Origin of the sequence: Heyndrickxia ginsengihumi (genome assembly GCF_011008565.1) — a bacterium.
In the GTDB taxonomy this organism is placed as follows: domain Bacteria; phylum Bacillota; class Bacilli; order Bacillales; family Bacillaceae_C; genus Weizmannia; species Weizmannia ginsengihumi.
Window position 1 is genome coordinate 12,482 of the sequence record NZ_JAAIWK010000029.1, and the last position, 20,819, is coordinate 33,300.

Genomic DNA, 20,819 nt, shown 5'->3' on the forward strand with positions numbered 1-20,819 from the left:
ATTATGTCCTTTCATTTAATGCTTTTATTGTGTTAAAACCTCGTTCAACCATCGTTTCAAATAGCGGTGTGCCGCTTAATAGTTTACTTAACATATTATTTGTTTGCTGAAGTTCTTCTTTTGTATAAATGTTTTCCAAAGTCTTATACAATTGTATTTCAGCTTCGATAATAAGCGAATATTTTTCTTCCCCAAGACTTGTAAGAGCAAGCTGGATGTATCGTGAATCCTTTTCATCTTTAATCCGTTTAATTAATCCGTCTTTTACCATTCTTTCAATTAATCTTGATGGGCTTCCGTCTTCACAAATTAATAGCTTTCCTAATGCTTTTAAAGTAATTGGTTGTCTCGTTTTTAAAATGCTAATAACTTCCGCTTGAGAAGGCGTAACTCCAATATGTTTTAGCTGAGTTTTTAGCATTCTGTTTCCTTGCCTTTGCACAGCGAGAATAAGATATCGAAATGCTTCTGCTTCATTAAATAATGGATTCATGCTTATTTTCTCCTAATCTCGTTCTTCAATAATAGCTGGTAATATATTAGGATCGTGGTTTGCGATTACGCGAATGCAGTCTTGCCGTTCGGAAAAATTTTTTATCCATTTTAATGATTGGTAGGCGGCTTTTTTGTTTGTTGTAATCCCTGGTAATATCATGTGTTCCCATGATTGCTGCGAATAACCGACATCACTTGCTAAAACTAGCCACTTATTACCTATTTTAACCAAAATGGAAATCATTCCATCACTATGCCCAGGTGTATGCACAAGATATATTGAGTGATCTCCAAACAAGTCAATTCCTTGGTTGGTTGGACCAAAAGGAATACTTGAAAACGGAAAGGTGTCGATAGCTATATCATGCCACATTGATTGTATATAGCCAATTTTTTTGTGGGCTGCATTCCATTCTATGGCACTTGTAAGAATTTTTTTCGCGTCTTTTACATGTTCTAAACCGCTAACATGGTCTGAATGTAAATGAGTCAGTAAAACAATATCCAAATCTTTACTTTTAAGTCCTAAATGATTTAGTTGCTCGGCGATTGAATCACCTGCAGGAAGATCTCCTTTGAACATAGAGTAGGCTAACTTCCCTAAATGTTTCTGTTGATGATTCCTCATATTTTCGTGCCAGCCGGTGTCTATTAATATTAGTCCTTTCGGATGTTCAATCAAATAAGAAGATACAGGTACCCAGATCTTTTTATTTTTCCCGCGCAGCCAACCTGTATAGGGAAAAGGATGTAAGCTCTTTTCCTTATATGCTAATGCCCGATCAATATAGACCCTTCCCGTATGTAAAATATGTACTTTCATTTTTCGATCCCCCAAAAAAATAAATGATGTGTCATCTATTTCCAATAATAAATGACATGTCATTTATTATCAATCATTATTTGAAAAATTTTATTTTAAAGAAAATTATTTCAATACTGTTGTATAATATTATTTAGAAATAACGATAGAGGGGGAAGTGTAACAGTGGATATTATTTCGATGAGGCGCGATTTCCATCGTCATCCTGAAATTGGTTTTACAGAATTTCGAACGGCTTCAAAGGTTGTTGAACGATTAACATGTTTAGGTTATGAAGTGATTTACGGGCAAGATGCAATGGATGGAAAGTCACGTCGTGGTTTACCATCCGATGAAGTGCTTGAATCGTGCTTTAATAGAGCTTTAAAAGATGGGACCAACCCTGAAATCATTGAAAAGATGAGAGGCGGATATACTGCAGTTATTGGTGTTTTGAAGGGGAAAGCTGATGGACCAACTGTTGCATTTCGCTTCGACATGGATGCATTACCTGTTTGTGAAAGTGCAGAAGTTGATCATATTCCCAATGTCGAAGGCTTTCGATCTGAGTATGAAGGCAACATGCATGCTTGTGGACATGATGGACACACAACAATAGGGTTAGGTCTTGCAGAAAAATTAGCTGATCAGCAGTTTGCGGGGACAGTTAAATTCATTTTTCAACCTGCTGAAGAAGGGGTACGAGGGGCTTATTCTATTGTACAAAAAGGTATGCTTGATGATGTTGATTATTTATTTTGCCAGCATTTAGGGACAGGTGTTCCATTAGGTGAATTTCATGGCGGATCTACTGGATTTTTTGCAAGCACAAAATTGTCAGCCCATTTTCGAGGAGTTTCATCACATGCCGGTGCTTCTCCAGAGGAAGGGAGGAATGCGCTTCTCGGAGCTGCTACAGCTTTATTAAATATTCATGCGATTCCGCGGTTCAGTTCGGGCACAACGCGAATTAATGTAGGTGTTTTGGAAGGAGGGACTGCTGCAAATATTATTCCTGATTATGCAAAGATGGTCATTGAAACAAGGTCTATTTCTGAAGAGGTTAATGAAGAATTAGAGAAACGTGTTCGTGATATTGTCAAACATAGCGCGGCCATGCATGAACTTGAGTTTGAAATTGAAATGATAGGTAAGGCGATTCCGATTAGATGTGATCAATCCTTAGTTGATTTAGCGATAGAAGAGGCAAAACAAGTGGACGGTTTTACTTCTTTCAAGCCATTCAGAGAATCTGGTTCAATTGGTAGTGAAGATGCGAGTTTTATGATAGAACGTGTTCAAAAAAATGGTGGTCAAGCTACATATATGGTCATTGGAACAGACATTCCAGCACCACATCATCATCCAAAGTTTGATATTCAAGAAGAAGTGCTTCCGAGAAGTGTAGAATTACTTAATCGCATTGCAAGGCGAATGTTGTAGTTAATTGTTATGGACGGTTCCTCTAAACTTTATAAAACAATATATTTTAACATACTATAAAAGGGTGGTTTAATTGCATATTTTATGGGATTTTGACGGAACATTATTTGATACGTATCCTGCTTATACAAACATTCTCTCTCAAGTTTTAGGAGATACAGAGAATAAACAAGAAATCTACGAAAAGTTGAAAATTTCTTATTCCCACGCGATTAGTTACTACAACATTTCCAACGATCAAGAAGAAAAAATTAAAAATTTAAAGAAAAAACTACCTCCTCACGAAATTAAGCCGTTTAATGGTGTAGAAGCCATTTTAAAATATGCCAATAAAAATGTAATCATGACTCATAAGCATAGAGACGGAGTTGAAGCCATCTTAAAATATTATGGATGGGATCCATATTTTGTTGATATCGTAACGATTGACGACGGCTTTCCTCGTAAGCCTGATTCATTGGCCTATTTATATTTACACAAAAAACATAAAATTGATTTAGTGATTGGGGACAGAGAATTAGATTTATTACCCGCAAAAGAATTAGGAATTGCAACGTGTATATTTCAAAGCGATAGTAATGTCGCTGATTATCGTTTACAGGATTACTCGGAATTTTTCAATACTACTATTTCATTAGCAACATAATATATAAGTTTTTTAAACGCAATGAATGATGCTTACAATCAGAGTGTAGCGGGGAGAGAGAATCTGCAGGCGAATTCGAGTGGCTTCCGAACTGCCCGCGGACGGCGGTCCCTTGAGGCAGACATCAGCCTCTACGCATATTTGGGCAGCCAAATAAAAAAGCTGTAAACAAATCTCCTGTTTAAGAAGGAGTTTGTTTACAGCATGAGAGGCAGGGACAACATTTATATTAGCTAAAGAAACTCCGAATATTGCGCTCCGATCCCGCTTCGGAAATAGACTTCGCTTTCCAAAGCTGATTCGTGCAATATTCGTCTTTAGCTAAACAGTTTTGAGTTTTGTCCCCAGCCTCATCTTAATGCTCCATTAATTGATGCAGTGGAACACTTTGTTCATATTGCGGTTCGTTAAGCGGAAAGATTCTTGCGGTTTCATTGCTTTCATCCACATGTTGAATATAAATTTGTGTACCGTTATAGGTTACATTTGCCATAATAGGTGAAGAAGCAATTTCTTTTGCCCGTTGTATGTTCACGTTTTAACAACCTCCAGTGCAACGTTTAACAGTTATAATGTCTCCGACTACATATGGCAATATTCTTCACAGATCAAATCATTTCCAAAATGTTGGATCTTTTTTTATCAAAAAAGGATTTAGAGCATATAATTTTTATAAACGAAGTGTAGATGTTAGAAGAAAAATGGAATGAAGGCTAATGCTGCAATAGCGCCGAGTGCTACGCCCCAACCGAAGCCCCAGCCTACGCCCCAACCGTATCCACCGCCATAGTATCCATAACCATATCCGCCTAAATTCGGTCTGCCTAAAGGACGAAGGAACACTCTGTTTGGTGTAACTCTTTCAATAATACCGCGATGAATACGGCCGTTAATCGTTCTGATTTCAACAGCTCTGCCAATTCCTCGCCGACACATGCTGTGATACCGTGACATAGTATGCACCTCCCAGGAAAGATAAATTTTTTTGTAACCACTTATATGGTATGTGATTTTTTAAAAACTGAATGGTTATAAAACACAAGGCTTGTGCGGAAAGAGAGAATTCAAATCGAACAAGCCTAACATATAGTACCTTTCGGAGGATGAAATCATAGGATGGTTACAAAAAGAAGGAGTTGACATAATGACATATGATTATCAGGATGCCTTAGCATATAAGGGAATATCAGCAGCCCATCCTGGAGGATTTTCCCTTACAAAAAAGGTATTAGCGAAAGAACATTTTTCTTCACAGGAGAAAGTGTTGGATGCTGGATGTGGAACAGGTCTTACTTCCGCCTATTTATCGAAGGAGAAACATTGTAAAGTATATGCAATTGATATTCATCCACAAATGATTAAACGTGCAACGGAACGAATGAAAAAGGAAAAACTACAAGTAAGTATTGTAAAGGGATCGCTTGAAAAGCTGCCTTATCCAGATCATTTTTTTCATACAGTAATCGCTGAATCATCTATCATTTTTACAAATATCCCTTTAGCTTTAAATGAACTATATCGCGTTCTTAAACCAGGAGGAAAGCTAATTAGTATTGACATGACATTAGAAGAAGATTTGCGTCCTCATGAATTAGCACAATTAAAAGGCTTATATCATATTGAACATTTTCCTAATGAACAAGAGTGGCTAGGCGCTTTTGAAAAAGCAGGATTTAAAAAGGTTGAAATATTAAAATCTAATACGATCCTTCAAGAGATTGAGGAATATACATTTTCAGACAATGAATTGAATGTAATGCCTGAAGAGCTACCTTCAGATTTTAATGACATTCTAAATGAACACGGCAAAATGATGATGCACTTTGCCGATAGACTCGGTTACCGTGTGTTTAAAGCTGAGAAAAATGATTAGCATGATATCAACCTAGTGATATGTAATATCGCTAGGCTATTTATTGTTAAATTATAAATATTTTTACTTGTTAAATTATTTATTGACATTCCTATTATATTGGTGTATTGTTTGTTTCGTAAACGACAATTTAAAACTATGTTTTATAATATAGAACAAAAGAATAAGATATTTATAGCTTCATTTTTATTTACATAATAAAGAAAACGTTTTCTTTATTAAAGTTATTTACTAGAGCCTTCTAAAATAATGAATAAGAGGTGCTATAATGGGTCATACAAAAGAGATTATCGAAAAATTAGGATTTCCGAGCAGCGATCATCATGAATTGCCAACCTCTACAAAAACGTTTTCCGATGGTGCACAATATCGGATTGAAATTCCAAGTGTTGAAGGTGTAAAGTCGTTTGAAGCTGTATTAGAAATGTCCGCTAAACTAAAAGTTCCTATTCATCGTGTTTCACAGGGGAGCGGGATTATGCTTTTAACAGATAATGAATTAGAAAGCATGGTTCATTTAGGTCGGCAGGAAAATAGGGAGCTTAGTCTGTTCGTGGGGCCGCGTGGAAACTGGGATATTAATCCAATGTCATGGTCGAGCGGAGGCAAAATAATCGGGCAGCGGATTGAAGGTATGGATCAGCTCGTTTATGCAATTGAAGACATCAAAAGGGGATGCAATGCTGGCTTACGAAGCATCCTTGCAGCGGATGAAGGACTGTTATGGCTTGTAAACGAATTTAAAAAATTAGGTGAGCTTCCTCGCGATTTAGTCGTCAAAATTTCCGTACAAATGGGGCAATCTAATCCTGTTTCTATTAAACTAATGGAGCAAATTGGGGCAGATACATTTAATGTTCCAACAGATTTAACGCTGGCACGTCTTTCTGCCATTCGTAAGGTGATTGACATTCCGATCGATATCTATGTAGAAGTGCCAGATGACATAGGGGGATTTATTCGTCATTATGAAATCCCTGAAATTATTAGGGTTGCTGCACCAGTATATATTAAATTCGGATTAAAAAATGCACCTAATATTTATCCGTCAGGCACCCATTTAGAAGAAACCTCTATTGCATTATCAAAGGAACGTGTTCGCCGCGCCCGTATTGGATACGAAATGATTCAAAGGTATGCACCACAACTTAAAACATCAGAACTAAATACTAAGCGTGCAGGGGTTCCTGTTGAAAGCAACACGCCTTTCGTTTTATAACCCGTTACTCATCCTATATTTGCAGCTACCATCCTTAAGCAGTAAAGGGGATGCAATATATTAGGAGAAAGGTAATATTTCTTTAAACATAATGTTGGCAGTTTATCGTTAAACCTATCATTAAGAAATGTGGTGAAAAAATGGAACAACGTCTGAAGGGAATTATTCCACCGATCGTGACACTATTTGATCAACATGGAGAGATCGATTGGAAAGCAAATCAAGCATTAGTAGATTGGCTGATTGATCAGCGTGTGCATGGACTCTTATTAATGGGAAGTACTGGAGAGTTTTCAGCATTGACAAACGCAGAAAGAAAAGAATATGCGGAAAAAATGACAGCATACGTAAATGGAAGAGTCCCAGTATTGATTGGCACAGGAAGCACAGCTTTCAAAGAAGTGGTTGATCTTGCAACACATGCACAGTCTGTTGGTGCAGATGGGATTTTAGTTGTAAATCCTTATTATTGGAATTACAGTGAAGAACAACTATATGATTATTATGCTAAAATATCCCAATGTGTATCAATACCAGTCATTATTTATAATATTCCTCTACTAACAGGTCAATGTCTTTCAGCTGAACTCATTCATCGCTTAGCGGTCAATCATAAAAATATTATTGGCGTGAAAGATACGATTAACGATATTGGCCATATTCGCCAACTGTTAATTACTGTGAAAAAAGATCGCCCAGATTTTCTGATATTCTCAGCTTTTGATGACCATTTACTGCCATCACTGCAAATAGGAGCGGCAGGGTCGATCAATGGTATTGCAAATTTTGCGTCAGAGCTGTTTGTACAGCTATATGAACACTATCAAAGCGGCAATATACAAGCAGCGATCGAATTGCATAAGCAAATAGTGCAATTCATGTCAATCTATGATTATAGTACTCCTTTTTACACTGCTATTAAAGAAGCTGTGAATCAAAGGGTGCTGAAAAGGAGTACTGGTGCTAGATTTCCGATTGAAACAACTGATGATGAGTTAAAAAATAATGTAAAAGAATTTTTATTAAGCAACAAACTTATCCAATGATTGCTGTTGATAACAGACTAATCTGGAGGTGAGTACATTAGCTGCTCACTTGCTAGCTGACAATCTACTCACTGGAAAAACTTCCGTATCAATATTGTTCATTCGTGCTATTAACTTTCTACTCCTTTTATAAGAAAGTTAAAAGCTTATTATATAATTTTTTAACATCGCTTACATTTGAAACTAGGCGATGTCTTTTTTTGTTAGCGATTGACTATAGGTATCATGCCGTTGCTTTCAAGGGGATAAGCGACTGTAAGCAGGAATTGAAACTTTCTATATAGAATGTTGTAATGACAACTGTCGGGAGGGCGGTAGAATGAAAAGGGGTTTGGTAATTAGTGCGGGAATAGTATTAGTTGTTATGGTAATTGGAATTGGATATTTTTATATGAAGAAAGGGGAAGCTGAAGCAACTCAAGCACCAAAAAGTAAGTTGACGAAGAGCGAAGAAGCAAAAGTAAAAACAGAAATTAGCAATAGCTTCTATTCAACAAAAGGGAAAATACCGGACTATCAAAACATGAGTGAAAACGAACTAATGCAGGAAGTTCATGTGATGACACATCAAAAAGTTGCAGCAGAGGAAAAATGGGGGTCTTCTGAAATTACAAAAGCTAAAGTTGATCAATTATATAATGTTATAAAAAATAAACAGTTTACTGATCATGATCTTCAAACAATGCTGTTGAGCATTTTACAGCCATGGAAAAAAGGCGACTTTAGCAATGCTGTTAAGGCCCATAATGAAATTTGGAAATATCAACATGGAGATGTTGGAAAAGCAACACGCCTATTAACAGCTGAAGAGGAAAAGAAATACATAGATCAACATTTTAATCAGAACAAGTCAAACGGATAAACCTTTATCTAGTCATTTTAATCCGTTGCATACATAAGAGGCTGGGACAAAACTCAAAAGTGGTTAGCTAGAGACGAACATTGCACAAATCAGCTCCGCAAATAAATGTTGACTACTGCGGGGGGCTCATCAGCCGCCCGTGGAAAGCAAAGGACATTTCCAGAGTGGGGTTGGAGCGCGCAATATTCAGAAGTTCTTTAGTTAATATTCTTTTGTCCTAGCCTCTGTTTGTGATTCCGTTTGTATGCACTTTTTTATTTGCAACTGATAGTTTGATACAATGTTAGCATTAGCAGTTGAGAAAAAGGGGAATATTATATGTTCAACATTTTTATTATTGAAGATGATAAACAGCTAGTAACATTACTAGAGAGTCATTTACATAAATTTGGATTTGCAACAAAGTCAGTCGCTAACTTTGCTGCAATTACCGAGGAATTTAAGCAATTTGACCCGCATCTTGTGCTTCTAGACGTGAATCTTCCTAAGTTTAACGGCTATTACTGGTGTCGCCAAATTAGAGCGATATCTACATGCCCAATATTATTTATTTCAGCTCGTGCCAGTAAAATGGATCAAGTGATGGCACTTGAAAATGGGGCAGATGATTTTATTACAAAACCATTCGATTATGAAATTGTGACAGCGAAAATTAATAGCCAATTAAGACGAGCGTACGGGACTTATGCAAATGCCAGTAATGAACGAATGGTAAATGTCGCTGGCTTGCAGCTCGATGTTGAGCGCTTAGTACTTTCAATAGACGATCAGTCTGTCGATTTGAGCCATACTGAGGTTAAAATTTTAGATGAATTAATGAAAAAGGTTGAGAAAGTTGTAAGCCGTGAACGGTTATTAGAAAAAATTTGGGATGATCAGGCGTTTGTTGATGATAATACATTAAATGTATATGTTACACGGGTGCGAAAAAAATTAACCGAATTACATATTTATGATGCGATTGAGACGATTCGTGGTCAAGGATATCGCTTAGTGCCGAATTGGGGTACAAAGTTATGAGGATTTTTATTCGTGAACAGCTGCCCCTCATTGTTCTTTATTTTTTACAATTATTCATCGTCACAGCGATTTACTTGTTAGATGGTTATCACCATTTAATGATTAGTTTATATACCATTTTTTTAAGCACTTGTCTTTTGGCTGGCTATCTTTGCTATCGATATATAACAAACCGCTCATTTTATCGTCTACTAGAGAGACCGTTGTCAGCAATGGAAGATTTTAAGAATGAGGTCGGAAAATCTCCCTTATCTGAAAGTTTACAACAGCTTCTTATGAGTCAATTCGCTCATTATAGAGCAGACATACATCATTACAAATATAAACTTGAAGACCATATACAATTTATCAATCAGTGGGTACATCAAATGAAAACGCCGATTTCCGTTATTCATTTAATTATCCAAAATGAGGACGATGCCCGGTTTCATGCGATTGGCGATGAGCTAGAGCGTTTAAGAAAAGGGTTGGAAATGGTCTTATATACGGCTCGTTTAGATTTGTTCGAGCGTGATTTTTATGTAGAGACATTGGAACTTGAAAAAATTGTTCGAATGATAACATCAAGTCAAAAACGGCTGTTTATTCGCAATCATGTTTTTCCATCCATTAATATTCCTCAAAACTTAACAATTACTTCTGATGAAAAATGGTTATCGTTTGTCATTACCCAGCTCATTACAAATGCGGTCAAATATACAATTGGTGAAAATAAAAAAATCTATTTTTATGGGTACAAGCATGGAAACCATCAAATATTAGAAGTGCAAGATCAAGGAGTGGGGATCCAGCAGGCTGATTTACCACGCGTATTTGAACCATATTTCACAGGCGAAAATGGAAGGCAATTTCAAGAATCAACAGGGATGGGATTATATTTGGCAAAACAAATTTGTGAGAAATTAGGTCATCAACTTGAAATCGAATCAACGCTTGGCGAGGGGACGACTGTTCGTATCATCTTCTAAGGGAAAACAAAACCTTACAAATCTGTAAGTGAACTGTAATGTTGCTCCATAGTTTAGAAGCCGGGTTCTAGACTAAAATGAGGATATAAAAGAACAGGGAGTGAAATCCGAATGTCCATTTTACAAGTGAAGCATTTAGAAAAAATTTATGAAGGAAAAGTTGCCTTTAAAGCGTTAAATGATATTAACTTTTCCATAAATAAAGGTGAGTTTGTCGGAATTATGGGTCCATCAGGCAGCGGGAAAACAACGTTGTTGAATGTCGTTGCTACAATCGATAAACCTACTTCTGGAGAAATTTTAATTAACGGGAAAAATCCCCATCGTTTAAGCAGGAAAGAAACAGCATTATTTAGAAGGCATGAACTTGGTTTTGTCTTTCAATATTTCAATTTATTAGATACGCTAACCGTTGAAGAAAATATTGTTCTGCCGCTTACACTTGATGGAGTGAGTGTGCGGGATATGGAAAAGGAACTGGAGACTGTCGCTGAAAAGCTTGGGATTATTTCTATTTTAAAAAAGCGAACGTATGAAATCTCGGGTGGACAGAAGCAAAGAACGGCTATTGCACGAGCAATCATCCATAAACCATCTTTATTATTGGCAGATGAACCAACTGGTAATTTAGACTCGAAATCTTCAAAAGACGTAATGGAAACTTTTGAAACAATTAATGAACGGGATGGAGCAACATGTTTAATGGTCACACATGATGCTGTCGCTGCCAGCTATTGTCATCGTGTTATTTTTATTAAAGACGGCCAATTTTATAATGAAATTTATCGTGGTGATAATCGTCAAGCGTTTTTTCAAAAAATTATAGATATGCTTGCATTGTTAGGGGGTGACAATCGTGAGCTTTCGACAATTCGTTTTTAGAAATGTAATTCGCAATAAAAGAACTTATTCAGCTTATTTTTTGAGCAGCTCTTTTTCTGTTCTCATTTTCTTTGTTTATGCACTATTTATTTTTCATCCGGATATTAAAAAGGGTGTTACTGCAGCAACTGCAGTTCAATTAATGACAGCGGCAGAAGTTATCATGTACGTCTTTTCATTTTTGTTTGTATTTTATTCTGTCAGTACGTTTTTAAAAACGAGAAAACGTGAGTTTGGTATCCTCATTATGCATGGAATGACAAGAGGACAACTTGTGCGTATGGTCTTTTTAGAGAATATGATCATTGGAATAGGAGCGATCATCCTTGGGATTATGATGGGGATCATAACTGGAAAGCTCTTTCTGATGATAGGTTCGAACATGCTCGGAATTAAATCACTTCCATTTTATTTATCTCCGAAGGCATTATGTTTAACGATTATAGCTTTTTTTGTTTTATTTTTTTGTATTTCCTTATTTACAACCATTCTTGTGCAAGTGAATAAGTTAATTGATCTATTCCAATCAGGGGAGAAACCTAAGAAAGCGCCTAAAGTTTCAATTATTTTATCATTATTGTCAGCTATTCTTTTGTTTGTCAGCTATTATTTAGCTGCGACGACAACGCTTAAGACAATACTATTCCGTATATTGCCAGTTATAGGTATGACAATTATTGGAACTTATTTTTTCTATACGCAGCTATCTGTTTTTATCATAAAGTTATTGCAAAAAAATCGTTTAATCTTTTGGAAGAAAACAAATATCGTTACAATCTCAAGTTTAGCATATCGTCTGAAGGATAATGCTAATATGTTTTTTATGGTAACAATTGTTTCAACAGTTGCATTCTGTGCCATTGGAACTTTAGCTTCGAGTAATGCCGTGAACCGGGAGATTAAGACTGATTATCCAGCAACAGTCAGTTATATCGCTCAAGATCATAACCCAATTCACGAGCAGCATTTGCGCGAAATTAAAGAAGAATTTAACAAAAGAAATTTATCATATAAAAGTACAAATGTAGCAATTAAAGTAGTTAAGGTTCATGACAATTCGCAAGAAAAACCGAAATTGCAAATCGATCAATTTCCAGTTATTTCATTTTCTAGTTATAAGAAAATGTCCAAGCTTGCAGGTTTTGATGTAGATGAAAAAGCATTGGTTGGAAATGAAGCAAGACTTATGTTAGCGTCACATTTAAAGATAGACCTAAAACCTCAATCTTATACAATTCAACAAGGAAATATTACATTAGATCATTTGCAATCAACAAAAAATATCGTTTTTCCATACGAAATGATCTTAAGTGAAGGACTTGTTGTCAGTGATGAGTTATTTCGCAAACTTAAGCCTGTAAAAACAGAGATGTATACTGGATTTTATACAAAATCATTGCCAGAAACTGCTGGAATGGCAAGCAATCTCGTTGAAAAAGGAATGGCATTTCCGAATGAGAAAAATACTTATTCTATGATTGTTAGTGGTACTTTATATGCGAATCAAATGAGTATGTACAAGATGATGCTATTTGTTGCATTATTGGTTGGGCTTGTCTTTTTCGTTGCAGCAGGCAGCTTCTTATATTTCCGTCTATATAGTGATCTAGAATACGATACGCGCCAATATTTAACAATTAAAAAGATTGGATTGACAGATCGGGAATTAAACAGTATTGTGACCCGGCAAATGGCATTGCTGTTCTTTGTACCAATCGTCGTTGCCTTTGTTCATAGTATTTTTGCTTTTATAGCTTTGCAAACTTTTTATACAGTATCAATTGTAAGAGAAACAGTCATAGTATTAGCATGTTTCTTCATTGCCCAATTATTATATTTCTTTATTATTCGGTCTCGCTATTTGAGAAATTTAAAAAAATCACTGATTTAATTGGAAGGCTTTTTATCAACATTATGTCCTGGGAAATGTGGCATATGCTTTAAATATGATATAAGAGGCTAGGACAAAAGGATATTAACGAAGGAAAGCTTTTAGCTAATTACTTTTGAGTTTTGTCCTTGCCTCCTTTTGTTATATTTTATTTTCATCGCATTTGTAAATCCCAATAATTAAGAGCAATAAATAAATTTTCCTGTAAAAGTAAATATTATTGAATAATACTTACTTAGGAGGCATTTGACATGGGATACTATAAGCCGCAGCAAATTGCGATGCAGACAATTAGTAATGGAACAACGAAAGCCAGTCTCCCATTTATGAGTATGTTGCTGCTAGGATTTCTTGGGGGAGCATTTATTTCTATTGGCTATTTACTGGATATTCGTGTAACTGCAAGTTTGCCGCCAGCTTGGGGAACATTTGGATCATTTTTAGGTGCCGCTGTCTTTCCGTTAGGTTTGATCCTAATTATTTTGGCAGGTGGAGAATTGCTAACAGGAAATATGATGGCGGTGGCTTTAGCGTGCTTTGCTGGAAAGGTTTCACCTGGAAGACTTATTTACAATTGGATTATGATAACAGTGAGTAATTTTATTGGTGCCATTTTTGTTGCTTATGTTTTTGGACATTTGGCAGGATTGACAAGTGAAGATCCTTTTTTGGCTAAAACAGTTGCATTTGCAAAGGCAAAAATAGATCAGGGATTCTGGCCTGCTTTTTATTCAGCTATTGGCTGTAATTGGTTAGTCGGTCTCGCTGTTTGGCTTTCTTATGGATGTGAAGAAATGAGCAGCAAAATTCTTTCTATATGGTTCCCTATTATGGGATTTGTGGCCATCGGATTTCAACACGTTGTGGCAAACATGTTTGTCATCCCTGCCGCGATTTTTTCCGGGCATTTTACATGGAACGATTATTTTTCAAACTTTGTTCCTGTCTTTTTAGGTAATGCTGTTGGAGGAAGTATTTTCGTCTCCCTATTCTATTGGCTCTCATATAAAGCAGTTATAAAGGATTAGTATAGGGCTTTTATCGAGCTGTTATGGAACTTTTTCTAAAAAAGTGGAAGCTAATTTCGCTTCAGGATACTCGCTTTCCGCAGGCGGAGCCATTGACAAAGAAAAACATCGCTTCCGGATTGAACTGTCCTTGAGCGATGTTTTTAATTTTTATGAAATATTACTTTTTAAGGAGAGGTAGAATAGATATCTCAAACAATTTTTTAATGAGAAGCGCTATTTGCGATACGATGTTTCGTATGACGGTTTTTAAAGTAATTTTTTATTGCTGGTAAGACGAAGCGGTCTAATCCCCAATAATAAGAAGCACAGCCAGTAAATAATAATAGAATTGCAACAGTATATAAAATTGGGTTTGTGCTTGTTGTTCCAGCGAGCATAAAGTTTAGATTCATAAATGCGCCAGCAAGTAGGGCGGGAATAGTAGCTAAACCAACGATAAGTCCTAATCCTATTAATACTTCCCCTAATGGAACGATCACATTAAAGACTGCAACATTTGGTAAAGCAAAATGTTGAATAAATGATGCATACCAGCCTTGGACAGCAGGGTTTTCTCCGCCGCTGCTTTGAAGGGCATGGGTTAAAAAGCCAGAGGCATCAAAGCCGTCTTTTAATTTATGGATACCTGCTTCAAGCCATTGTACTCCGAGCCAAATTCTAATTACTGCCCATATAAGACTTATTTTAGAATTTTGATACCATTTCATCATTGCTCACTCCCATCTCATTTTCATGAACTTCCACATGCGGGCAAGAATGTGAAATAATTCACATTCTTTACACTTCTATAATATGCCATTATGTTTCAGTATTCAACTAGTTTGTGAAAAACGTCACATATTTGTGATATTTCAATGTTCAAGGGATGAGGAAGATAAAATCTAACAAGGATTTGATCGGGAATGATGTGGCACAGCCAGTAAAGTTTAAATAAATGCTTGTTGGAACATCTAAAAAGTCATTTTTCATTAGCGGCTTAAAAAAAGGAAGCGTTGGTTTCAGCTCGAGGATGCTCGTTTTATGCGGGAGGTAGAGGTTCACCTCTGTGGCTTTTGCTCCACGAAAACAGCAAGTGACTTTTATGAAATATTGTTGTTTCATCGTTCTGCTAACTTTTGAGTCTCATCGTAAATTTTTTCACCACAATCTACAGTAACAGAGTAAAAGGAAAGGGGGAAGTAATACTAGTGAACTATTTAAATAGTTCACTAGTACTCTACAATTTTTTTTGTGAAAAAAGCCAATTAACTAATTCTTGTTTCTCGTAAGTTGGTATCCATGACATATGAGGATGATGTAATGAGCCTGCAGGGTATTCCGTATATTTAATTGGACTTCGCAAAAATTGGAGCGCTGCTACCATATGTCTTGAACCTGAAACTGGAACAATTTTATCATCTGCCGCATGAAAAGCCCAAATAGGCATATGCTTAATTATGCCTGCATTACTTGGACTGCCTTGGCCACAAATGGGGATCGCTGCTGCAAAGATTTGCGGGTTTTTCTGAATGAAGTGCCAAGTGCCAATTCCGCCCATTGACATACCAGTAACATAAATACGACTTTCATCAATCGGATAAGTTTTCTGCATGTCTTGAAGTAATTGAAGCAATAGGGAATAGTAAGGATCGGCTGCCCATCCATTTTTAGTGGGAACATCCAATGGAAGCTGCGGTGCTAGCACGAAGGCAGGGTGCTGCTTTTGAATTTCAGGAGAAGCCCACATAGCTGCTCCTTTGTTGGCAAGGATATGAACAGCATTGTCATTTCCTTTTTCTCCAGCACCATGTAAAAAAAGGACAAGCGGATATGTTTGATCTGTTTCAACTTTTGGTTCGAACAATCGATAGGGCAGATTATTTCCGAATTCATCTGTAATTGCAGCTTGCTTAAAGTAATCGATGATTGGATTCATTTCACCATTATTTCTTAATTGTTTGTCTGAGGGGAAAAGAGGATTACCATTATGCGTGTAGACTGTTTCTGTTTGCGAAACGGCGTAGTTAAGCGGTGGCTTTCTGTTTTGATATTGTTCGTCGTTCCAAACGATTGTATTTGCGTGTTCATCATGTTCATCTAATTCAATGATCACATACGGTCCGTTAACTTGGGACTTTGACAATTCGGGTTGATGATTGCTGTAAACATTTGTAATCGTTCTTTGTTGCCAAGCTCCATTAACAGATGCTTTTACAGTAAAGCTTTTGTTTGATAACGATGCTCCATTGATTTCTTCATTAAACTTTAAAATGGCCGCAATTACTTTTTCGCCATCTGCTGTAATATTCGTTACTAAGTCTATTCTTTGAATAGGGCTTTTTGTCTTATCTACGCGCATACGATCATCTCCTCCTTATATAAAACATCTAAGTCTCCCTTAAAGATGAATACTGCCATTTTATATTGAAAACGCTTTATTTTCAAGAGAGTTTTTTTATCTATTATAAAAAAGAATGATTTCGTGTCTTTTTCGATGAAATGTACTAATCTATTTAATAAGAGAAAATATTGAATAGGAGCTAGCTTCATGAACGAGCAATATTATGATGGTTTACTTAATATTAAAACGATCGGTGAACAAAAAGGATTTTCAGCTTCCTTCCACTATCACCGCTATGAGCCGACACCTTATCAAGCTTTGGAAAGATTGCTTGCTCAATATGAACTACGAAGCACTGATCGTCTCATTGATTTTGGATGTGGAAAAGGAAGATTAAATTTTTTTATTAATCATGTTTGCCGAGCTTCTGTTGTAGGAATTGAAATGAATGAAACATTTTACCAACAAGCATTAAAAAATAAAATAAGATACTTGAAAAAACACGGTGATCAAATAGAGCGTATTCATTTTCAGTGCTGTTTGGCTGAGGAATATCTTATTGAACCATCTGATAATCGCTTTTATTTTTTTAATCCCTTTTCAGTGCAAATATTTATGAAGGTGATCCATAATATTTTGCGGTCAGTAGAAGAAAATCCTCGGGATGTCGAACTGATTTTGTATTATGCATCGGACGACTATCGATATTTTTTAGACAACCAAACTATATTTGAATTAAAGGATGAAATTATCCTTCCACATTTATATGAGCACAACCCTTATGAGAAATTTTTAATCTATCGATTAGCCTATTGAATTTGACAAACTGCATATTATATGCTAAATAAATAACTGATTAGCACTCGATGCAATAGAGTGCTAATCGGTTTAACAGGCGATATTTATGTTTACATATACTATTTTTGAAGGGAGAGTTCATAATGGCAATGAAGGAATTTAAAGCAGAATCGAAGAGACTGTTGGAGATGATGATACACTCCATTTATTCACAAAAGGAAATCTTTTTAAGAGAGATTATTTCAAATGCAAGCGATGCAATTGATAAAATTTATTATAAAGCACTTACAGATGAGAATTTAACTTTTAATAAAGATGATTACTATATTAAAATTACCGTAGATAAAGAGCAACGTACGTTAACGATTTCTGATACAGGAATCGGCATGACAAAGGAAGAGCTTGAACATAATTTAGGAACGATTGCGAAAAGCGGTTCTTTGGCGTTTAAACATGAAAATGAGCTAAAAGATGGTCACGATATAATCGGCCAATTTGGCGTAGGATTTTACTCTGCCTTTATGGTAGCGGATGTCGTTACAGTGATTTCAAAATCATTAGGCAGTGATGAAGCATATAAATGGGAATCACAAGGGGCAGATGGATATAGTATCGAACCATGTGAAAAAGATGCTGTTGGAACAGATATTATATTAAAATTAAAGGAAAATACTGAGGACGAACGATACGATGAGTTTTTAGATGAGTACCGTTTGAAAGCAATCATAAAAAAATATTCTGATTTTATTCGTTATCCAATTAAAATGGATGTAACAGAAAGAAAGCTGAAAGAGGGCAGTGAAAACGAATTTGAAGAAGTTAAAGAGGAACAGACGATTAACAGTATGGTTCCAATTTGGAGAAAAAATAAAAACGAATTAACAGATGAAGATTACGAAAACTTTTATCAGGAAAAACATTACGGGTTCGACAAGCCCATTAAACATATCCATATTAGTGTTGATGGTGCAGTACGTTATCAAGCTATTTTATACATTCCCGAAAATATACCATTCGACTATTATTCAAAAGAATATGAAAAAGGTTTAGAGCTTTATTCGAGCGGTGTTCTAATTATGGAAAAATGCCCTGAATTGCTCCCAGACTATTTCAGTTTTGTAAAAGGAATGGTGGACTCCGAAGATCTATCTTTAAATATTTCGAGGGAAATTCTTCAACAAGATAAGCAGCTAACATTCATAGCGAAAAATATTAAAAATAAAATTAAACGTGAATTAGAAAATCTACTGAAAAATGACCGTGAAAAATATGAAGCCTTTTATCAATCTTTCGGCAGACAATTAAAATTTGGCGTTTATAATGAATTTGGCCGTGATAAAGAAGTATTGCAGGACTTATTACTGTTCTATTCATCAAAGGAAAAGAAACTTGTTACATTAGATGAATACGTATCAAGAATGCCAGAAGACCAAAAATATATTTATTATGCTACAGGTGAGACAAATGAACGAATTGAAAAGCTTCCGCAAACAGAGCTCGTAGCGGATAAAGGCTATGAAATTTTATATTTCACAGATGATATTGATGAATTTGCGATTAAAATGTTGATGAAATATAAAGATAAAGAATTTAAATCAGTATCCAGCGGTGATCTCGGCATAGAAGAAGACAAGCAAAAAGAAACAGAGGCAGAACAAAAGGAACATCAAGAACTATTTGACTTTATGAAAGAAGTTTTAAATGGAAAAGTAAAAGATGTGAAAGTGTCAGCAAGATTAAAATCTCATCCTGTTTGTATTACAACTGATGGCGAATTGTCAATTGAAATGGAAAAAGTATTAAGTTCAATGCCAAATAGCCAAAATGTTAAAGCCGAAAAAATATTAGAATTGAATGTGCATCATGATGTATTCAATTCATTAAAACAATCATTTGAAGAAGATAAAGATAAATGTAGGCTCTATACAAACTTATTATATAATCAAGCGCTGCTTATTGAAGGCTTACCAATAAATGATCCAGTTGAATTTACAAATGATATTTGTAAAATTATGCGGTAATTTATGGCCCGAGTTATGGGCGTCCTATAAGGTTACTATAGGACGCCTTTTTTCGTGGCTTTGAATGATGATAAGGAAACAGTATAGATGGTAGATATGCAGATGAATAGAATGATTGACGATTATGGCAGACATGTTGGTGGAGAATATTTGTAATCATTTCTTCCATTATTTTTTACTTGATACATAGCATGATCAGCCTTTTTAATTAAAACTTGAATATCATCTCCATCCTCGGGATACCGGCTAACACCAATGCTCATCGAGAGAGAGACTTTACCATCAGGAATGTTTAAAGGTTTGCTTACTGCACACTGTATACTTTCGATGATCTTAGAGAGTGCAGCATTGTCTTTATAGTTTAAAACCAATGCAAGAAATTCATCCCCGCCCAGTCTGCATAAAATATTGTTCTTTCCGAGGACAGCTTTAATTCTAGATGCAATCTCTTTTAAAACAATATCTCCGACAGAATGATCGTGTTGATCATTAATCGCTTTGAAATAATCAAGGTCAAAAAAAAGAAACCCAATCTTTTTATATTTGTTTTTCCAGCCATCCTTGAAAAAGGCTTCAAGATAGCTTCTACTAAAAACATTTGTTAATGGATCGTGAAAGGCCATATGTTCAAGTTCAGTAACAGAGGAAAGGAAGGCAGCGATTGATTTTAATAGCTTTATATCTGTTTGTGAAAAAGCTTTCTTTTTACGATCCATTCCACAAATTGTCCCTACGATCGTACCATCTTTGAGCTTTATTGGAATTCCAATATAGGTAACGTTTCCTATATGCGCGGTTGGTTTCATCTTTTTTGTTAAAGGATTGTCTGTTGTGTCCGTAATGATTAGGACGTTATTCTGTTCATTTTCTTCAACTAAACTGCAGTATGCTTCTTCAAAAAGTACTTCTCCTTCTACAACCATTTTTTCCTGACGATTATAAGCGGATAGAACATAATTTGTTACTTTATCATTGACAGCAACGAAAACGGTATTTATATCAAGTGCATTACTTAAGGCTGAAAGGATATGTTTCGAAGCAATCTTCAAATCATTAAAAATAAAGAGATGTGTCTCTAACATTTAAGTTTCTTCCCCCTACAAAATCTTCCCTAGAAGCCTCTATTCACCATAATGAAATAGTTGTTCTTTAAAACTACTATTCATTATACAATTAAAATAGTGAATAAGTCCCGTTTTTTGTTACCCTTTTTTGTTTTTTCCTAAACCTAATGAACGATTTAAAATTTGTTTATTATTAGATTTTTTCCCTATAAGTTTATAATCAGTCCTTGATTTCCTTGAAAATACGGTTTAAGTATATGTTTCTTTCAATCTAATCTTTACATGAAAAGAAAAAATGATTTTAAATAAACATATTAAATAATGTTAAAATAATGAATAGATAAAAAATATATAATACTTTATCATATAATTGAGTACATAAATATATGTTTAATCGGCAACGAACGACTGAGACCTTTCTTTAAAGTGGCCTGAATT

The 20,819-nt window shown here is 35.5% G+C and carries 20 protein-coding genes; 13 read left to right on the forward strand and 7 right to left on the reverse strand.

All coding sequences use genetic code 11. From position 1 onward, the window contains the following. Position 1 precedes the first annotated feature (1 nt). Positions 2–493: a MarR family winged helix-turn-helix transcriptional regulator gene (locus G4D61_RS14960; RefSeq protein ID WP_035354015.1), complete on the reverse strand. Its 492-nt coding sequence runs from the start codon at positions 491–493 to the stop codon at positions 2–4. A 12-nt stretch (positions 494–505) separates the two neighbouring features. Continuing rightward, complete coding sequence (locus G4D61_RS14965) at positions 506–1,318, reverse strand: N-acyl homoserine lactonase family protein (RefSeq protein WP_163174246.1); 813 nt, start codon at positions 1,316–1,318, stop codon at positions 506–508. A 180-nt stretch (positions 1,319–1,498) separates the two neighbouring features. On the opposite strand from G4D61_RS14965, the gene G4D61_RS14970 reads away from it, so the two are divergent. Then, complete coding sequence (locus G4D61_RS14970; protein ID WP_163174269.1) at positions 1,499–2,740, forward strand: amidohydrolase; 1,242 nt, start codon at positions 1,499–1,501, stop codon at positions 2,738–2,740. A gap of 73 nt (positions 2,741–2,813) precedes the next feature. After that, positions 2,814–3,386, forward strand: coding sequence for an HAD-IA family hydrolase (locus tag G4D61_RS14975; RefSeq protein ID WP_025729493.1), 573 nt, complete (start codon positions 2,814–2,816; stop codon positions 3,384–3,386). A gap of 355 nt (positions 3,387–3,741) precedes the next feature. Here G4D61_RS14975 and G4D61_RS14980 read toward each other — a convergent pair whose 3' ends face one another. Both G4D61_RS14980 and G4D61_RS14985 read right to left on the reverse strand, forming a co-directional pair. After that, positions 3,742–3,921: a small acid-soluble spore protein H gene (locus G4D61_RS14980; protein WP_025729495.1), complete on the reverse strand. Its 180-nt coding sequence runs from the start codon at positions 3,919–3,921 to the stop codon at positions 3,742–3,744. A gap of 155 nt (positions 3,922–4,076) precedes the next feature. After that, the gene (locus G4D61_RS14985) at positions 4,077–4,340 is read right to left on the reverse strand and encodes a hypothetical protein (protein ID WP_025729497.1); all 264 of its coding nucleotides are present in this window, start codon (positions 4,338–4,340) and stop codon (positions 4,077–4,079) included. Positions 4,341–4,497: 157 nt separating this feature from the next. On the opposite strand from G4D61_RS14985, the gene G4D61_RS14990 reads away from it, so the two are divergent. From G4D61_RS14990 to G4D61_RS15030, 9 genes are all read left to right on the forward strand, one after another. Next, on the forward strand, positions 4,498–5,259 hold the full coding sequence (locus G4D61_RS14990; protein ID WP_367613783.1) for a class I SAM-dependent methyltransferase: 762 nt from the start codon (positions 4,498–4,500) through the stop codon (positions 5,257–5,259). Between the two features lie 268 nt (positions 5,260–5,527). Continuing rightward, entirely contained in the window at positions 5,528–6,478 is a 951-nt protein-coding gene (locus tag G4D61_RS14995) for a U32 family peptidase (RefSeq protein WP_025729501.1), read from the forward strand. A gap of 140 nt (positions 6,479–6,618) precedes the next feature. Further along, complete coding sequence (locus G4D61_RS15000) at positions 6,619–7,524, forward strand: dihydrodipicolinate synthase family protein (protein WP_163174250.1); 906 nt, start codon at positions 6,619–6,621, stop codon at positions 7,522–7,524. Positions 7,525–7,843: 319 nt separating this feature from the next. Continuing rightward, positions 7,844–8,386 carry a DUF6241 domain-containing protein gene (locus G4D61_RS15005; protein ID WP_025729505.1) on the forward strand — a complete coding sequence of 181 codons (543 nt, stop codon included), beginning with the start codon at positions 7,844–7,846 and terminating at the stop codon, positions 8,384–8,386. A 318-nt stretch (positions 8,387–8,704) separates the two neighbouring features. Further along, entirely contained in the window at positions 8,705–9,406 is a 702-nt protein-coding gene (locus tag G4D61_RS15010; RefSeq protein WP_025729507.1) for a response regulator transcription factor, read from the forward strand. Next, positions 9,403–10,374 (forward strand): sensor histidine kinase, encoded by a 972-nt coding sequence (locus G4D61_RS15015; RefSeq protein ID WP_025729509.1) that lies wholly within the window; start codon positions 9,403–9,405, stop codon positions 10,372–10,374. Before G4D61_RS15010 ends, G4D61_RS15015 begins: the two co-directional genes overlap by 4 nt. A 111-nt stretch (positions 10,375–10,485) precedes the next feature. Further along, positions 10,486–11,256 (forward strand): ABC transporter ATP-binding protein, encoded by a 771-nt coding sequence (locus tag G4D61_RS15020; protein ID WP_025729511.1) that lies wholly within the window; start codon positions 10,486–10,488, stop codon positions 11,254–11,256. Continuing rightward, positions 11,231–13,147, forward strand: coding sequence for an ABC transporter permease (locus G4D61_RS15025; RefSeq protein ID WP_025729513.1), 1,917 nt, complete (start codon positions 11,231–11,233; stop codon positions 13,145–13,147). The genes G4D61_RS15020 and G4D61_RS15025 overlap by 26 nt, the downstream gene beginning before the upstream one ends. Positions 13,148–13,398: 251 nt before the next feature. Continuing rightward, positions 13,399–14,175 (forward strand): formate/nitrite transporter family protein, encoded by a 777-nt coding sequence (locus G4D61_RS15030; RefSeq protein ID WP_025729515.1) that lies wholly within the window; start codon positions 13,399–13,401, stop codon positions 14,173–14,175. A 203-nt stretch (positions 14,176–14,378) separates the two neighbouring features. Here G4D61_RS15030 and G4D61_RS15035 read toward each other — a convergent pair whose 3' ends face one another. Next, positions 14,379–14,885, reverse strand: a complete 507-nt coding sequence (locus G4D61_RS15035) for a DoxX family protein (RefSeq protein ID WP_025729517.1) — start codon at positions 14,883–14,885, stop codon at positions 14,379–14,381. Positions 14,886–15,394: 509 nt separating this feature from the next. Continuing rightward, a complete protein-coding gene (locus G4D61_RS15040; RefSeq protein WP_163174252.1) occupies positions 15,395–16,516 on the reverse strand; it encodes a dienelactone hydrolase family protein in 1,122 nt (373 codons plus the stop codon). Between the two features lie 189 nt (positions 16,517–16,705). Here G4D61_RS15040 and G4D61_RS15045 point away from each other — a divergent pair, with 189 nt between their 5' ends. After that, positions 16,706–17,314 carry a class I SAM-dependent methyltransferase gene (locus G4D61_RS15045; protein ID WP_025729521.1) on the forward strand — a complete coding sequence of 203 codons (609 nt, stop codon included), beginning with the start codon at positions 16,706–16,708 and terminating at the stop codon, positions 17,312–17,314. 125 nt (positions 17,315–17,439) lie between these two features. Further along, on the forward strand, positions 17,440–19,317 hold the full coding sequence (htpG, locus tag G4D61_RS15050) for a molecular chaperone HtpG (RefSeq protein WP_025729523.1): 1,878 nt from the start codon (positions 17,440–17,442) through the stop codon (positions 19,315–19,317). A gap of 122 nt (positions 19,318–19,439) precedes the next feature. Here htpG and G4D61_RS15055 read toward each other — a convergent pair whose 3' ends face one another. Then, on the reverse strand, positions 19,440–20,399 hold the full coding sequence (locus G4D61_RS15055) for a sensor domain-containing diguanylate cyclase (protein WP_025729525.1): 960 nt from the start codon (positions 20,397–20,399) through the stop codon (positions 19,440–19,442). Positions 20,400–20,819: the final 420 nt, after the last annotated feature.

Coding starts and splice junctions, on each gene's coding strand:
- G4D61_RS14960 (WP_035354015.1), bottom strand. CDS start 493: ATGAATCCATTATTTAATGAAGCAGAAGCATTTCGATATCTTATTCTC.
- G4D61_RS14965 (WP_163174246.1), bottom strand. CDS start 1,318: ATGAAAGTACATATTTTACATACGGGAAGGGTCTATATTGATCGGGCA.
- G4D61_RS14970 (WP_163174269.1), top strand. CDS start 1,499: ATGAGGCGCGATTTCCATCGTCATCCTGAAATTGGTTTTACAGAATTT.
- G4D61_RS14985 (WP_025729497.1), bottom strand. CDS start 4,340: ATGTCACGGTATCACAGCATGTGTCGGCGAGGAATTGGCAGAGCTGTT.
- G4D61_RS14995 (WP_025729501.1), top strand. CDS start 5,528: ATGGGTCATACAAAAGAGATTATCGAAAAATTAGGATTTCCGAGCAGC.
- G4D61_RS15000 (WP_163174250.1), top strand. CDS start 6,619: ATGGAACAACGTCTGAAGGGAATTATTCCACCGATCGTGACACTATTT.
- G4D61_RS15005 (WP_025729505.1), top strand. CDS start 7,844: ATGAAAAGGGGTTTGGTAATTAGTGCGGGAATAGTATTAGTTGTTATG.
- G4D61_RS15010 (WP_025729507.1), top strand. CDS start 8,705: ATGTTCAACATTTTTATTATTGAAGATGATAAACAGCTAGTAACATTA.
- G4D61_RS15015 (WP_025729509.1), top strand. CDS start 9,403: ATGAGGATTTTTATTCGTGAACAGCTGCCCCTCATTGTTCTTTATTTT.
- G4D61_RS15020 (WP_025729511.1), top strand. CDS start 10,486: ATGTCCATTTTACAAGTGAAGCATTTAGAAAAAATTTATGAAGGAAAA.
- G4D61_RS15030 (WP_025729515.1), top strand. CDS start 13,399: ATGGGATACTATAAGCCGCAGCAAATTGCGATGCAGACAATTAGTAAT.
- G4D61_RS15035 (WP_025729517.1), bottom strand. CDS start 14,885: ATGAAATGGTATCAAAATTCTAAAATAAGTCTTATATGGGCAGTAATT.
- G4D61_RS15040 (WP_163174252.1), bottom strand. CDS start 16,516: ATGCGCGTAGATAAGACAAAAAGCCCTATTCAAAGAATAGACTTAGTA.
- G4D61_RS15045 (WP_025729521.1), top strand. CDS start 16,706: ATGAACGAGCAATATTATGATGGTTTACTTAATATTAAAACGATCGGT.
- htpG (WP_025729523.1), top strand. CDS start 17,440: ATGGCAATGAAGGAATTTAAAGCAGAATCGAAGAGACTGTTGGAGATG.
- G4D61_RS15055 (WP_025729525.1), bottom strand. CDS start 20,399: ATGTTAGAGACACATCTCTTTATTTTTAATGATTTGAAGATTGCTTCG.